The organism is Azospirillum brasilense, from assembly GCF_022023855.1.
In the GTDB taxonomy this organism is placed as follows: Bacteria; Pseudomonadota; Alphaproteobacteria; order Azospirillales; family Azospirillaceae; genus Azospirillum; species Azospirillum brasilense_F.
In genome coordinates, this window is record NZ_CP059450.1 from 1,591,178 (window position 1) to 1,603,966 (window position 12,789).

At 69.6% G+C, this 12,789-nt stretch carries 15 protein-coding genes and 1 riboswitch; of the genes, 6 read left to right on the forward strand and 9 right to left on the reverse strand.

Annotated features, from left to right (window positions below):
* Positions 1-4 precede the first annotated feature (4 nt).
* Positions 5-346 carry a PepSY domain-containing protein gene (locus H1Q64_RS20665; protein WP_237905408.1) on the reverse strand — a complete coding sequence of 114 codons (342 nt, stop codon included), beginning with the start codon at positions 344-346 and terminating at the stop codon, positions 5-7.
* Positions 347-487: 141 nt separating this feature from the next.
* Between H1Q64_RS20665 and H1Q64_RS20670 the strand changes: the two genes are divergently transcribed.
* From H1Q64_RS20670 to H1Q64_RS20690, 5 genes are all read left to right on the forward strand, one after another.
* Positions 488-643, forward strand: coding sequence for a hypothetical protein (locus H1Q64_RS20670; protein WP_237905409.1), 156 nt, complete (start codon positions 488-490; stop codon positions 641-643).
* Positions 630-1,169, forward strand: a complete 540-nt coding sequence (locus tag H1Q64_RS20675) for a hypothetical protein (RefSeq protein WP_237905410.1) — start codon at positions 630-632, stop codon at positions 1,167-1,169. Before H1Q64_RS20670 ends, H1Q64_RS20675 begins: the two co-directional genes overlap by 14 nt.
* Positions 1,166-1,588 (forward strand): DUF1924 domain-containing protein, encoded by a 423-nt coding sequence (locus H1Q64_RS20680; RefSeq protein WP_237905411.1) that lies wholly within the window; start codon positions 1,166-1,168, stop codon positions 1,586-1,588. The genes H1Q64_RS20675 and H1Q64_RS20680 overlap by 4 nt, the downstream gene beginning before the upstream one ends.
* Positions 1,589-1,612: 24 nt before the next feature.
* Positions 1,613-2,041 carry a diheme cytochrome c gene (locus H1Q64_RS20685; RefSeq protein ID WP_237905412.1) on the forward strand — a complete coding sequence of 143 codons (429 nt, stop codon included), beginning with the start codon at positions 1,613-1,615 and terminating at the stop codon, positions 2,039-2,041.
* Between the two features lie 64 nt (positions 2,042-2,105).
* Entirely contained in the window at positions 2,106-2,312 is a 207-nt protein-coding gene (locus H1Q64_RS20690; RefSeq protein ID WP_149166585.1) for a DUF6494 family protein, read from the forward strand.
* Between the two features lie 129 nt (positions 2,313-2,441).
* Here the strand turns inward: H1Q64_RS20690 and H1Q64_RS20695 are convergent, their stop codons facing one another.
* Genes H1Q64_RS20695 through H1Q64_RS20720 form a run of 6 tightly spaced genes read right to left on the reverse strand, consistent with a single transcriptional unit; the run spans position 2,442 to position 8,284 of the window.
* Positions 2,442-3,209, reverse strand: coding sequence for a 3-oxoacyl-ACP reductase (locus H1Q64_RS20695; RefSeq protein ID WP_237905413.1), 768 nt, complete (start codon positions 3,207-3,209; stop codon positions 2,442-2,444).
* A gap of 17 nt (positions 3,210-3,226) precedes the next feature.
* Entirely contained in the window at positions 3,227-4,204 is a 978-nt protein-coding gene (locus H1Q64_RS20700; RefSeq protein ID WP_237905414.1) for an ABC transporter substrate-binding protein, read from the reverse strand.
* A 7-nt stretch (positions 4,205-4,211) separates the two neighbouring features.
* Positions 4,212-4,958, reverse strand: a complete 747-nt coding sequence (locus H1Q64_RS20705) for an ABC transporter permease (RefSeq protein WP_237906479.1) — start codon at positions 4,956-4,958, stop codon at positions 4,212-4,214.
* Entirely contained in the window at positions 4,958-5,731 is a 774-nt protein-coding gene (locus H1Q64_RS20710) for an ABC transporter ATP-binding protein (protein ID WP_237905415.1), read from the reverse strand. The genes H1Q64_RS20705 and H1Q64_RS20710 overlap by 1 nt, the downstream gene beginning before the upstream one ends.
* A 10-nt stretch (positions 5,732-5,741) precedes the next feature.
* The gene (locus tag H1Q64_RS20715; RefSeq protein WP_237905416.1) at positions 5,742-7,190 is read right to left on the reverse strand and encodes an acyl-CoA reductase; all 1,449 of its coding nucleotides are present in this window, start codon (positions 7,188-7,190) and stop codon (positions 5,742-5,744) included.
* Entirely contained in the window at positions 7,190-8,284 is a 1,095-nt protein-coding gene (locus H1Q64_RS20720) for a long-chain fatty acid--CoA ligase (protein ID WP_237905417.1), read from the reverse strand. Before H1Q64_RS20720 ends, H1Q64_RS20715 begins: the two co-directional genes overlap by 1 nt.
* 76 nt (positions 8,285-8,360) lie before the next feature.
* Positions 8,361-8,490, reverse strand: a riboswitch (TPP riboswitch).
* A gap of 127 nt (positions 8,491-8,617) precedes the next feature.
* Between H1Q64_RS20720 and H1Q64_RS20725 the strand changes: the two genes are divergently transcribed.
* Positions 8,618-10,342: a DUF5672 family protein gene (locus H1Q64_RS20725; protein WP_237905418.1), complete on the forward strand. Its 1,725-nt coding sequence runs from the start codon at positions 8,618-8,620 to the stop codon at positions 10,340-10,342.
* Positions 10,343-10,363: 21 nt separating this feature from the next.
* Here H1Q64_RS20725 and H1Q64_RS20730 read toward each other — a convergent pair whose 3' ends face one another.
* Both H1Q64_RS20730 and H1Q64_RS20735 read right to left on the reverse strand, forming a co-directional pair.
* On the reverse strand, positions 10,364-11,647 hold the full coding sequence (locus H1Q64_RS20730) for an acetylornithine deacetylase/succinyl-diaminopimelate desuccinylase family protein (RefSeq protein ID WP_237905419.1): 1,284 nt from the start codon (positions 11,645-11,647) through the stop codon (positions 10,364-10,366).
* A gap of 76 nt (positions 11,648-11,723) precedes the next feature.
* Positions 11,724-12,728: a formate dehydrogenase subunit gamma gene (locus H1Q64_RS20735; RefSeq protein WP_237905420.1), complete on the reverse strand. Its 1,005-nt coding sequence runs from the start codon at positions 12,726-12,728 to the stop codon at positions 11,724-11,726.
* Positions 12,729-12,789: the final 61 nt, after the last annotated feature.

Here is a 12,789-nt window from a genome sequence, read left to right on the forward strand (position 1 = left end):
GTGCTCACCTCTTCCCATGATGGCCGCCCTCGCCCTTCCCGTTGCGCCCGCGCACCCGCAGCAGGTCGCCGGTGGCGGCGTCGTATTTCAGCTTCAGGACGCGCCCTTCGGCGGTGATGGTCTTGATCTCGTAGACGATCTGCCCGTCCTCATCCTCGAACTCGACGTCCAGGATGTCACCGGGGGAATCGGCCTGCGCGCGGGCCAGGATGGCCTCCAGCGGCAGCGCCCGGCCCGAGCGGAACGCCTCCCGCGCCCGCTCATGGTCGCGGTCGTCATCCGCCGCCGCCGGCAGGGCCGCGGTGAGGAGGACCAGAGGCAGCAGGACGGCGCGGGCAGCGTTCATGATCGGAACCGGCAGACGGGCAGACGAATCCAGTTAGCACAAAGCCGCCTGAACGGCACCTGAATGGACCGCTCAGGCCCCGTTCAGCGTGGGCGGCGCAGTCTCCACCGCAACGAACGCGACGCCCTGGAGACTACGCCGATGATCCGCAGGATGCTGACCCACACCGCCGCCACAACGCTCGTCGTCGCCGTGGCGGCCTTCGCCTTCCAGGCCTTTGCCGGCGGGGAGGGCGTCGCCCGCACCGCCGGGTCGCTGGCCGCCGCCGTCGCGGGGGACGATCATGACGCCGACTGACCTCCGTCCCCCCATGGCGCGCCGCACGCCGGGTCGGCTGCTGTTCCTGTTCGCCTTTCACGCCGCGCTGTCGGGCGCCTTCATCGTCGCCTACCTAACGGGGGACGAGGACACCTACGCCATGCACCAGTTCGCCGGCTACACGGCGCTGGCCGCGCTGGCGGTGCGGCTCCTGGCCGGTGTGCTGATGCCGGTGGGGCCGCTGCGCCTGCCCCGCCCCTCCCTGACCGCGACATTGGACTGGCTGCGGCGCGTGGCGCTGGGTGACGGCCGGGCCTGGGGGCAGCGCAGCCCACTGCTCGCCTGGATGGCGCTGGCGCTGCTGGCCGTGGTGGGGGCCGCCGCCCTCAGCGGAGCGGTCGCCGACGTCGTCGCCCCGATGGAAAAGCTGCACGAGGCGCTGGGCGAGTTTTCCCTGCCCGTCGTCCTGGCCCATGTCGCCCTGGTCGTCGCGCTGCTCGGCCTGAAGAAAGTCGCCGGCTGGCGCGCCCGCTCCAACACCCGACACGAGGTCATCGCCCCATGATCCGCTTCGTCCTGCCCACGCTGGCCGTCTTCGCCGTGGGCGCGGCCATCGCCGCCGCCCCGAACCCGGCGCGCACCGCCCTCCTCGACGGCTATGCCGCCCAGGCGAAAGCGCAATCGCCGGCCTTCGCCGGCTTCTCCGCCGAGCGGGGACGCGCGCTCTATCTCGGCCCGCACGGCGGCGGCAAGCCGGAGAGCAACGCCTGCGCCGCCTGCCACACCCCCGACCCGACCGCCCAGGGCCGTCACCAGCGGACCGGGCGCGGGATCGAGCCGATGGCCGTCTCCGCCAACCCAAAGCGCTTCACCGACCCCGCGGAGGTGGAGAAGCGCTTCGACCGCGATTGCCCCAACGTCCTCGGCCGCGTCTGCACGGCGCAGGAGAAGGGCGACTTCATCACCTATCTCGCCGGTCAATAAGGCCGGCCAATGAGGAGCCCCGCCATGCCCCGCCGCCTCATCGCCGCAACCGTTCTTCTGCTGCTGTCCGGCGCCGCCGCTTCGGCCAACGAGTTCGAGCGCGTCCGGCCGGTGACCAACGACGCCACCCGCAAGGAATGCGGGGAATGCCACATGGCCTTCCAGCCCGGCCTGCTGCCGGCGGGAAGCTGGACCCGGATCATGGACGGGCTGGACAACCATTTCGGCGAGAAGGCCAGCCTGCCGCCCGGCCCGGCGGCGGAGATCCGCGCCTATCTGACCGGCAACGCCGCCGGGCGCGGCGACCCCGCGCTGCTGCGCATCACCGAGCAGCGCTGGTGGCTGCGCGAGCACCGCTTCCGCCCGGAGGTCTGGCTGCGCAAGGACGTAATGTCCAAGACCAACTGCGAAGCCTGCCACCGCGACGCCGCCCGCGGCCTCTATGACGACTGAGGGGGCGGGACAAAGCGTTGCCGCGACGGTTGTCTTCGGGAGCGATCAGAGAGGGAGGAGCATCATGGACCACGACACCTTCAACATGGGCATCCGGAAGTACCTGAAGGTCGTCGGCGTCACCTCGCAGCGCGAGATCGAACGCGCTGTGAGCGAAGCGATGGAGGCCGGAAAGCTGAAGGGCAACGAGACGCTCCAGGCCCGCGTCGTGCTGACCGTCGAGGGCATCGGGCTGGAGCATGAGATCAAGGGGGAGATCGCGTTGGAGTAGGCGTCGGCACCGGTTGCCCCCACCCTCCCGCTTCGCGGGTCCCTCCCTCCCCCGCTGCGCAGGGGAGGGCTTTTCTCCTCCCCCTGCGAAGCGGGGGGAGGCCGGGAGGGGGGCAACGGCGCCCGCACCTCACCCCATCACCAGCCCGCCATCCACATACAGCACCTGCCCGGTCATGAAGCGGCTCCAGCCCGACGCCAGGAACAGCACCGGACCGGTCACGTCCTCCGGTGTGGCGATGCGGCGCAGGGGGGTCTGGGCGACGATGGCGTCCTTCACGTCCTCCTTCGTCGCCCGGCTGGCGTCGGTGGGGTAGACCAGCCCCGGCGCCACGCAGTTGACGCGGATGCCCAGCGGCCCCAGCTCCGCCGCCAGATTGCGGCTGAAGCCGACCAGCGCCGCCTTGGCCGTCGTGTAGTCGTGATAGGGCACGGTGGGCCGGGCCACGAGGTCGGTCGCCATGTTCACGATGCTGCCGCCGGGCCGCCGCCGCATCACCGGCAACACCGCCCGGCAAACGTTGTAGGTGCCGAGCAGCACGCCATCCACCTGCCCCCGGTAATCCGCCCAGTCGGTGTCCCAGAACAGCTTGCGCTTCTCCGGGTCGAAGGCGTAGGGGCGGAAGGCGTTGTTGACCACCACGTCGATCTTGCCGAACTCCTCCGCCGTGCGCTCCACCATGCGGTTCACCGCCTCGGCGTCGGTCACGTCGGCCTGGACCGCCCAGGCATCGCCGCCGGCGTCCCGGCAGGCCGCCGCCACCGCCTCGGCGGCGTCCGCGTTGCTCAGGTAGTTGACGGCGACCGCCGCCCCCTCCGCCGCGAAGGCCTTGGCGATGGCGGCGCCGATGCCGCGGCTGGCGCCGGTGACAAGGACGGTCTTGTCGCGGAAATCCATGGTGGGCCAAGCCTTCCTTACTCGGGGATCAGGTCGGACTGGACCAGCGTGCCCATGTCGAGGTCCGCCGCGATCAGGCCGAGCTGCCTGAAGGTGTCCGCCCCCTTCTGCATCAGCGCCGGGTCGAAGTGGCCGAGCCCCTTGGCCTTGGTCGTCTCCGACACGCTGGAGGCGTTGCGCAGCTTGATGATGGCGAGGTTGGTGGCCTCGTCGCGGCCGTTGATGGCGCGGGTCACGGCGAGGCGGGCGGCCTCCTCCGGCTCGGCGATCATCCAGGCGGCGCTGTCGCGGTAGGCGGCGAGGAAGCGCTTCAGAACGTCCTTCTTCGTGCGGTAGGTCTCCTCCGTCACCACGAAGATGTCGCTGGGCAGGTTCAGCGTGTCCTTGACCTCGATGACGTTGACGTCCTTCAGCCCCTTCTGCATCCCGACATGCAGGCCGGTGTCGGTCGCCGCGGTGGCGTCCACCTGACCCTGGATGACGGGGGCGAAGTTCAGCAGGCCGGTCACCTCGATGGTCACGTCCTTCTCACTCAGCCCCACCTGATGCAGCAGCACCTGGAGGTTCTGGCGCGTGCCGCTGGACAGGCTGTAGACGCCGATGCGCTTGCCCTTGAGGTCTTCGGGCTTGGTGATGTTGCGCTCCTTCGGCGACACCACGTTGAAGACGTTCTGCGGGTAGATGTTGTAGATGGCGATCAGCTTCTCGCCCTTGTCGAGCGCGAGGTAGAAGGAGGCCGGGTCGGTGAAGGCCACGTCGGCCTGACCGGTCAGCATGTTCTGGATGGCCGAGCCGCCGCCGGTCCCCGGCACATAGCCGAGATCGATCCCCTTGGCCTTGAAGAAGCCCTTGTCCGGCTCGGCCAGCAGGTTGGTGATCTCGCTGATCAGCTGGCTCCAGCCCGCCACGGTCACCTTGTCGAGCGCCAGCGCGGGGGAGGACAGAAGCAGGGCGGAAACGGCGACGGCACCCAGGGTGCGCAGGAACCCGAACATCGTGTGATTATCCTTTCCACGGACGGCGCAGCAGCCACCGCTCAAGCCCGGCGGCGGCCTGATAAACGATCATGCCCAGCACCGTGATGACGATGAACAGGGCGAACATCATGGTCGAATCCATCATCCCCTGCGCCGCGATGATCGAGGCGCCCAGCCCCTGCCGCCCCCCGATGAACTCGCCGACGACGGCGCCGACCAGCGCCAGCACCACGGCGACGCGCAAACCCGCCAGGATCACCGGCAGGCCGGAGGGGATCTTCAGCCGCAAGAGGGTCTGCAGGCGGGTCGCCCGCAGCATCCGGAACAGCTCCCGCTTGTTGGGATCGACCTGCTGGAGGCCGGTCATGGTGTTTTCCAAAAGCGGGAAGAAGCAGATCAGCGCCGTGATGACGACGGTGGAGGTCATGCCGAAGCCGAACCAGACGATGAACAGCGGCCCCAGCGCCAGCTTCGGCACCACCTGGCTGGCGAGGATGTAGGGGTAGAACAGGCGGCGCAGCACCGGCACCTCGGCCAGCAGCACCCCGGCGAGGAAGCCGACGGTGCAGCCGGCGGCGAGGCCCATCGCCATCTCCGCCGTGGTGACCCAGAGATGCGGCAGCAGGTATCCCCCCGCCAGCCCGTCCCACAGCGTGCGCAGCACCGCCGACGGCAGCGGCACGACCAGCGCGGACACCCCCGCCACCCGGCAATAGACCTCCCACCCCGCCAGCAGCAGCACGAGCAGCAGGACGGAGGCGGCACGGACCATCACGACGCGCGCTCCAGCGCCATGCCGCTGTCGGTCTTGCCATCCATGGCGTGGCGCAGCTCCAGGCACAGGGCGTTGAAACGGGGGCTGTAGAGGACGTCGCGCCCGCGCGGGCGGGCCAGCGGCACCGGCAGGGCGTGGCGCAGGTGCCCGCCCTCCATCACCGCCACCCGGTCGGCCAAATAGACCGCCTCCGCGATGTCATGGGTGACGAACAGCACGGTGGTGCGGTGCCGGGCGCAGAGCTTCAGCAGGTCGTCCTGCAACTCCTCCCGCGTGATGGCGTCGAGCGCGGCGAAGGGCTCGTCGAGCAGGAGCAGCGGCGGCTCGGTGACCAGCGCACGGGCCAGCGCGACGCGGCTCTGCTGCCCGCCCGACAATTGGCTGGGGTAGCGCCCTTCCAGTCCGGACAGGCCGACGAGGTGCAGCAGTTCCTCTGCCTTGCGGCGGTCCGCCGGCTGCGGGCGGCGTGTCAGCGACACCGGAAGCAGCAGGTTGTCGAGCACCGTCCGCCAGTCCAGCAGCGTCGGCGCCTGGAAGACGAAGCCGACCTGGGCGCCCGGCCCCCGCACCGGCTCCCCCTGGATGCGGACGGTTCCGGTGGAGGGGGCGAGCAGCCCGGCGACCAGCTTCAGCAGGGTCGTCTTGCCGCAGCCGCTGCGCCCGACCAGCGCGTGGAACTCGCCCTCCCCGATGGTCCAGTCGATGCGGTCCAGGATGGTGCCGCCGCTCGGGACGCCGTAACCGGCCTGTTCGATGCTGACGAAGCTCATGGCCGGCGCCTCAATCCGTGTAGGGGGCGAAAATGTCCGCCGCCCGTTCCGCCGAGCCTTCGATCTCGGTCATGGTGACGAGGTCCAGCAGGTTGAACCGCCCGTCATGGTGCCAGCCCGCCTCCGGCGCGGTCATGCGGCCGAGCGCGCAGAGGCGCGTCACCCCGACCGCCCCCAGCGCCCCGGCGAGCGCGAACAGCTCTTCCGGTGCGGCGGCGATGCCCACGGTCTGGAGGAAGGCGCGGTAGGGCGCCAGCCCCGGCACCGCGTCGGCCAGCCGGCCCACCGCCCCCACCGTCACCGTGCGGTTCAGCCCACAGGGCGAGAGGCCGTCCGCCGCGTCCGTATAGGCGACCGCCCAGCTTCCCGCCGGATCGCCGAGCAGGGCGCGGCTGGGGTCGGCAAAGCCCTTCGTCTCCTCCGCGTTGCGCCAGGACGCGACGCTGCCCGCCTCGCCCATCGACAGGGGGCGGCGCGGGAACTTGCCGCCGAGGGCGTCCAGCTCATGCGCCAGATAGCCGGCGAACGCGCGCGGCGACACCCGCCCGCCGCGCTCCACGAAAAAGGTCTGGGGCGAGTAGCAGCCCTGCTGGTCGTAGCGCGCCACGTCGTAGGCCGCCTGCCGGGCCACCGCCCCCGCCTTCCCGGCGTCGAGCGCGGACCGGGAGACCATGCCGAAGCTGATCTTGTGGCCGTAGGGCAGAAAGCGCGTGGTGATCGGCACCCGCGCCCGGATGGCCTCCAGCGCGTCGTTGCCGCCATAGGCGACCACCGTATCGGCGCGACCCAGCCACGCCCGCTCCGCCACCTCGTCGCCGCCCTTCCACCAGACGATGGCGATGCAGTCGGCCAGCTCCGGGTCGATCTCCGCCAGGATTTGCGCGAACCAGCCGGCGAACAGCGGCTCGGCGCTCGGCAGCTTGCCGACCGTGCCGGCCTTGACCAGCAGGCCGGAAATCAGGCTCCACAGCGGCAGACCCGGCACGTTGCCTGCCCAGACATGCAGCAGCAGTTCGGGCCCGAAAGCGCGGGCGAAGCCGCCCTTGGGCATGGGCTGAAAATCGTCGAGCACCGCCGGGTTGGCAAAATCCTCGGCGATGAACTTCCGCAGCTCCGGCCCGCGGAAGGTCTTCAGATAGCCGGTCAGCCCCAGCCGGACCATCTCGGCGTCGTAGCCGGTGACCAGCGGCAGCAGCCGTTCCGCCTTTTGCCGCCACGGGTCGTCGCGGTCGAGCAGCCGGGCGACGGCGCGGTCGATGGTGGCGGCGATCTCCGCAACGGTGCGGCTTCGCAAATAGGTCCGCGCGTTCGTCCGCACCCGCGTTGCCAATTCAGCGATCTGCGCCTCGGCCAGCACCGGCACCGCCACGTCGAGCGTTTCGGCGCCGCGCCGGAAGGTCAGCGTCCGCCAACCCACCGCGTCGGCGGACAGCCCCGGCAGATGCCCGGCGCGCTCCATCAGGGCGCCCGCGCCGCTTTGAGGAAGTCCTCGACCGCCATGGAGCAGCCCTTGGCGTCCGCCCCGTCGGCCCGGCCGAGAAGCTGGAAGCCGCCCTCCACCTCCACCCCCGCATCCTCGGTCAGGATGGCCGAGGCGCAGTTGAAATGGGCCAGATCGTGATGGACGAGCACGCCGACGCTGCCGCGCGGCACCTCCTGCCCGGTCAGCGGGTTGATGACCCGGCTGCGTATCCAGTGCGGTCCGGACTTCACCGACGGGCAGGTCTCGTTGCCGTCGTCGTAGAACTGGGTGCTCAGCTCGGTCATGCCGTACATGTTGATGCACAAGCGGCGCGGCACGCCGAAGGTCGCGGACAGGCGGCTGTAGAACTCCTCCGCCGCCATCTCCCGCGACTGGCCCTTGAAGCCGCCGGTGTCAAGGATGCGGCTGCCCGCCGGCAGGACGAAGCTCCGCCCCCGCTCGGCCAGCGCGTCCATCAGATGCACGACGCTGAAGCTCGCCCCCAGCAGGGCATAGGGTTCGCCGGTCGTCTCGGCGCGGGACAGCGCCTCGATCGCCCCGTCCACGTCCAGCCCGGCGTCGGTGATGAGGTAGCGGCTGTCCGCCGTCCCGAACTCGCTCTTCGCCAGCGCCAGATAATGGGCGAGCGAGGAGTTGGGCATCGCCTGCTCGGTCGGGAACAGGATGCCCATGCGCAGCCGCTCGAAGTTACCCCCGTAAGGATTGGCCATGAAGCGGCGGCGGAAATTGACGGTCATCGAGCGGTCGTAGACCGCCAGCGTCGGGTGGTGGCTCTTGCCGCGCACGCCTTTGGTGGTGCCGCTGGTCATGAAGACGTGCGGGCATTCCTCCGGCGGGCGTCCGCTCAGCGTCAGGTCCTTGAAGGCGCTGATCGGGACGGCGGGCACGTCGCGCCAGCTCTTCACCGTGCGCAGGGTGCGCGCCCGCTGGGTGGCGAAGCGGCGGTAGGGGGCGTTGGTCTCGAACTGGTGGGCGAAGACGGCCAGCGCCATGCGGTTGAACGCCTCCTCGTCCGCCTCTCCGGCGGCGATGAAGGCCAGCAGGTCTTCGACAAGTTGGGCTTCGGTCACGTCCGCACACACCTTTTGCAGCACCAACAAACTGTTGCCGGGACAAGCGGTGTCTGGATGGAATGGGGGTACGCCGTGCCGCCCTTCAGTCCCGTCCCTACGCCGGTATGACCCGGATCAGGTTCGATGGGTCACCGCGTTGTCCGGACGAAAGCGCCGGACCGGCGGAGTCTCAGCCTCCTAGCGAGGCCCCCCAGGGAACACTTCGCAAGCTAAGGGACCGGCCTCCGCCCGTCAAGGATGACCGGCGCTCCGCCCGTGGCACCCCCACAACCGCCGTGATAGGATCCGCGCCCGCGGGCGGCTGACGCCGGCGGCAGAACGGGGAACGGCATGGTGAGGATCGAGGACTGCACGCTGGTGTTCGCCGACACGGCGAACCACGCCCTGGTCGAGATGGCCATCCGGGACAGCATCGCCGCCTGCCGCTTCTCCAGCGTCCTGCTGCTCTCCGACCGCGACCCGAAGATCCCCGGCGTCGATTTCCACCGCATCGCCCCGATTAACGACATCGACGACTATTCGGACACCATCAACGTCCGCCTGCGCCGGCTGGTGACGACGGGCCATGTCCTGATCGCCCAGTGGGACGGCTTCGTCGCCGAACCGCAGGCCTGGACGGAGGAGTTCCGCGCCTTCGACTACATCGGCGCCCGCTGGGGCTGGTACGAGGACGGCATGACGGTGGGGAACGGCGGCTTCTCCCTGCGCTCCGCCGCTCTGCTCGACCGGCTGCGCGACCTGCCCTTCGAGGCCGGCATCCCCGAGGACCACGTTATTTGCCGGACCGAGCGCCCGACGCTGGAAAAGACCGGCATCCGCTTCGCCCCGGAGGCCGTGGCCGACCGTTTCGCCTTCGAGCGGACGCCGGTACCGGGGCCGGCCTTCGGCTTCCACGGCCTGTTCAACTTCGGCAAGGTGCTGGGCGACCGCGCGCTGGAGGAGCGGATCGAGGTCATGGACGGTCCGCTCCTCGACAAGCGCGAATACACCGACCTGATGACTAGCCTCGCGCTGTCCGGACGCAAGGCCCCCTTCGCCTCCATGGTCCGCAAGCTGGTGGCGCGGCGGGACGAGACGTTCCTGCGCTCCCAGATCACCGAATGGACGACCGGTGTGCAGCGGGATTATGTGCTGGCCCTGGCCGATGCCGTGCAGACGACGGCGGCGCCGGGATCGCGCTGGCCGGCGGTGGCCTCGCCGCAGCGCCGCCAGCCGAAGATCTACGACTGCTTCACCTTCCACAACGAACTCGACCTTCTGGAGCTGCGCTTCCGCGAGTTGTACGACACGGTCGACCAGTTCGTGATCGTCGAGGCCAAGCAGACCTTCGCCGGTGCGCCGAAGCCGCTGCATTTCATGGAGGAACGCGACCGCTTCCTGCCCTTCCTGGACAAGGTGAAGCTGGTCGTCGCCCCCGATTTCCCGGAAACCGACAATCCCTGGGTGCGCGAGCGGGCGCAGCGGAACGCCATCGCGCTCGGTCTGGACAAGGTGGAGCCGGACGACATCATCGTCATTTCGGACGTGGACGAGATCCTGCGCGCGCGGTCGGTCGCGTCGCTGCGCGACAGTCCGGCGATGATCGCGGGGTTCCGCGTGCCGTGCTTCTACTTCAAGTTCAACTTCATGAACGTCGAGGGCGAGAATTTCGACATCGTGCCCATCGCCGTCCGCGGCCTGATGGCCAAAACGACCACACCCCAGCAGATCCGCGAGTGCCGCGGCGCACTGGACCGCTACACGCCCGAGACGCGTCCGCCCTATGTGGACATCCTGCCCCACGCGGGCTGGCACTTCTCCTACATCGGCGACGACGCCTTCATCCGGCACAAGATCCAGAGCTTCGCGCACCAGGAACTGAACCGCGACGACATCCTCGACGGCATCGACGTGCCCCGCTTCCTGGCGGAGGGACGCGACATCTTCAACCGTCCCGGCTATCGCTGGCAGTCCGTGGAGCTGAACGACTATTTCCCAGCGACCCTCCTGGGGGACCGCGGACGCTGGGCGGACTTCATCGCCGAGGAGGTCGGCGGCCGGGTCACCTGGAAGTAGGGGTCCCCTACAAGACGGCCCCTACACCTCCCGCCGCAGCAGCGACAGGGCGGCCATCGCCATAACCTGTGCGGCATGGACCATGTCGTCGATGTCCACATACTCGTCCGGCTGGTGGGCGAGATCGAGGATGCCGGGGCCGTAGGCGATGCAGTCCTTGAGATGCCCGACCCGCGCAATGTGCTTCTGGTCGTAGGTGCCGGGGGACACCACCTGCGCCGCCGGGCGGCCCAGCACCGTCTCGATGGCCGCCCCCACCGCCCGCACCACCGGCGCGTCGGCGTCGGTCAGGGTGGGCAGGAAGGCCAGCACCTCGCGCAGCTCATAGTCGAAGCCGGTGCGCTCGCGGCGCAGACCCTCCAGGATGCCAACGATCTCCGCCCTCACCTCCTCCGGGTCCTCCTCGATCAGATAGCGGCGGTCGATGACCATGCGGCAGCGGTCGGGCACCATCGGGCTGGGCAGGCCGCCATGGTCCTCGGGCTGTCCGCCATGGATGGCGTTGATGTTCAGGGTGGACTGCCGCGCCCCTTCCGGGACCACCGGCATGGCGGTGCGCTTGGCGGCCAGCCGGGGGATCAGCTCCGTCTCGATCCGGTGCAGCACGGCCCCCATGTGGCGCACCGCGCAGTTGCCGAGAAAGGGCATGGACCCGTGGGCGACGCGGCCCTTCGTCTCGATCTCCGCCCACCAGACGCCGCGGTGGCCGATGCACACCCGGTCCACGTTCAGCGGTTCCGGAATGATGACGTGGTCGACCCGCGGGCGGGAGAAATAGCCGAGCTTGGCGAGATGCCCGACCCCGCCGTAACCGCCGGACTCCTCGTCCACCGTGCCGGAGATTTCCAGCGCGCCGGGGAAGGGAATGCCCTCCTCCAGGATCGCCTCCACGGCAATGATCGACGCGGCGATCCCGCCCTTCATGTCGCAGGCGCCGCGGCCGTAGACGCGCCCGTCCTTCACCACCCCTTCGAAGGGATCGACCGTCCAGCCCTGGCCGGCGGGCACCACGTCGATGTGGCCGTTGAAATGCACGCAGGGGCCGGGCTCGCGCCCTTCGATCCGGGCGATGACATTGGTGCGCGGGTAGCGGTCGCTGTCGCCCGGTGCGCCTTCCGCCCGCACATACTCCACGGCGAAGCCGCGCCCGGCCAGCCGCCGCCCGAGGAATTCCGCGCAGTCGGTGTAGACGTCGCCGGGCGGGTTCACGGTGGGGATGCGGATCAGGTCGCGGGTCAGCGCGACAAGGTCGTCGCGCCGTTCCGCGATCCGGCGGAACAGCGACTCCCGGTGGTCGAGCGGCATGCTTCCCCCCTGCGCACAATTCGTTGCGCGGAAGGATCGGTCATGCCGGCCCGCCTGTCGAGAGGTGTTCCGCGCCTCACTCCGCCGCGCGATGCCGCAGCCGTTCGTCCTCGTTGGCCCGGCCGTTGCGGAGCTGCTCCTCGTACCAGCGGCGGTGATGGTCCTTGGCCCAATTCTCGTCCACCACGCCGCTGCCCATGGCGTCGAAGGCGCCCTCCATGCCGATGGTGCCGATGTAGATGTGCCCGATGATCAGCGCGATCATCAGCGCGGCCACCACCCCGTGCGCCACATGCAGGATCTGCATGCCGCCGATCCCGGTGACGGCGAAGGGCATCATCAGCAGGAAGCCGGTGAGCGACAGCGCGAAACCGCCGAACACCACCGCCCAGAAGACGCCCTTCTGACCGGCGTTGAAGCGCCCGGCCTCCGGATGCTCGCCGGACTTGCTCAGCACGCCGCCGAGCGTCTTCAGCCAGACGAGATCGGCCTTCTCCGGGATGTTGTCGCGCACCCACAGCACGAAGATCAGCACCAGCCCGAGGACGAACGGCACGCTGAAGAAATTGTGCATGTACTTGCTGGCCTCGGCCAGCATCGTGAAGTTCGGGTGGCCGATCAGCGGAATCAGCAGCATGCGCCCGAAGGTCAGGATCAGCCCAGTCAGCGCCATCAGCAGGAAGCTGACCGCCGTCGTCCAGTGGGCGAAGCGGTCCATGCCGCTGAAGCGCGGCACCGGGCGCCCCGACCGGCCGCCCTGGATGCGGATGGTGCCGCGGATCAGGTAGAAGATCGCCAGCACCGCGATCGGCCCCAGAATCAGGGCGCCGGCGATGATCTTCAGCCAGACCATGCGGAACTCGCGCCACTCCCGCCCTTCCGGCTGGACCAGGACGCCCAGCTTCCCGTCGGGAATGCTGACCCGCCCGGTGAGCTTGCCGTCCGGCGTCTGGTAGAGCTGCACCTCGTCCTTCGAGGTCGGCGAGGTCGGCCCCGGCGTCTGGTAGAACTGCGCCTGCACCGCCGGGGCGGCGAGCAGCAGAACGAACAGGACCAACAGGGGGCGCAGGAGCTTCGTCATGTCGCGTCCTTCCCTAGAATGTGCGCTTTGCGGGGTGCGTGATCGGGGGACGCTTGCCCCC

What these genes read in the sequence shown, in the direction of transcription:
- H1Q64_RS20680 (WP_237905411.1), top strand. Translation starts at nt 1,166, where the DNA reads ATGATCCGCTTCGTCCTGCCCACGCTGGCCGTCTTCGCCGTGGGCGCG.
- H1Q64_RS20735 (WP_237905420.1), bottom strand. Translation starts at nt 12,728, where the DNA reads ATGACGAAGCTCCTGCGCCCCCTGTTGGTCCTGTTCGTTCTGCTGCTC.
- H1Q64_RS20730 (WP_237905419.1), bottom strand. Translation starts at nt 11,647, where the DNA reads ATGCCGCTCGACCACCGGGAGTCGCTGTTCCGCCGGATCGCGGAACGG.
- H1Q64_RS20685 (WP_237905412.1), top strand. Translation starts at nt 1,613, where the DNA reads ATGCCCCGCCGCCTCATCGCCGCAACCGTTCTTCTGCTGCTGTCCGGC.
- H1Q64_RS20710 (WP_237905415.1), bottom strand. Translation starts at nt 5,731, where the DNA reads ATGAGCTTCGTCAGCATCGAACAGGCCGGTTACGGCGTCCCGAGCGGC.
- H1Q64_RS20725 (WP_237905418.1), top strand. Translation starts at nt 8,618, where the DNA reads ATGGTGAGGATCGAGGACTGCACGCTGGTGTTCGCCGACACGGCGAAC.
- H1Q64_RS20670 (WP_237905409.1), top strand. Translation starts at nt 488, where the DNA reads ATGATCCGCAGGATGCTGACCCACACCGCCGCCACAACGCTCGTCGTC.
- H1Q64_RS20700 (WP_237905414.1), bottom strand. Translation starts at nt 4,204, where the DNA reads ATGTTCGGGTTCCTGCGCACCCTGGGTGCCGTCGCCGTTTCCGCCCTG.
- H1Q64_RS20705 (WP_237906479.1), bottom strand. Translation starts at nt 4,958, where the DNA reads ATGGTCCGTGCCGCCTCCGTCCTGCTGCTCGTGCTGCTGCTGGCGGGG.
- H1Q64_RS20675 (WP_237905410.1), top strand. Translation starts at nt 630, where the DNA reads ATGACGCCGACTGACCTCCGTCCCCCCATGGCGCGCCGCACGCCGGGT.
- H1Q64_RS20695 (WP_237905413.1), bottom strand. Translation starts at nt 3,209, where the DNA reads ATGGATTTCCGCGACAAGACCGTCCTTGTCACCGGCGCCAGCCGCGGC.
- H1Q64_RS20715 (WP_237905416.1), bottom strand. Translation starts at nt 7,190, where the DNA reads ATGGAGCGCGCCGGGCATCTGCCGGGGCTGTCCGCCGACGCGGTGGGT.
- H1Q64_RS20690 (WP_149166585.1), top strand. Translation starts at nt 2,106, where the DNA reads ATGGACCACGACACCTTCAACATGGGCATCCGGAAGTACCTGAAGGTC.
- H1Q64_RS20665 (WP_237905408.1), bottom strand. Translation starts at nt 346, where the DNA reads ATGAACGCTGCCCGCGCCGTCCTGCTGCCTCTGGTCCTCCTCACCGCG.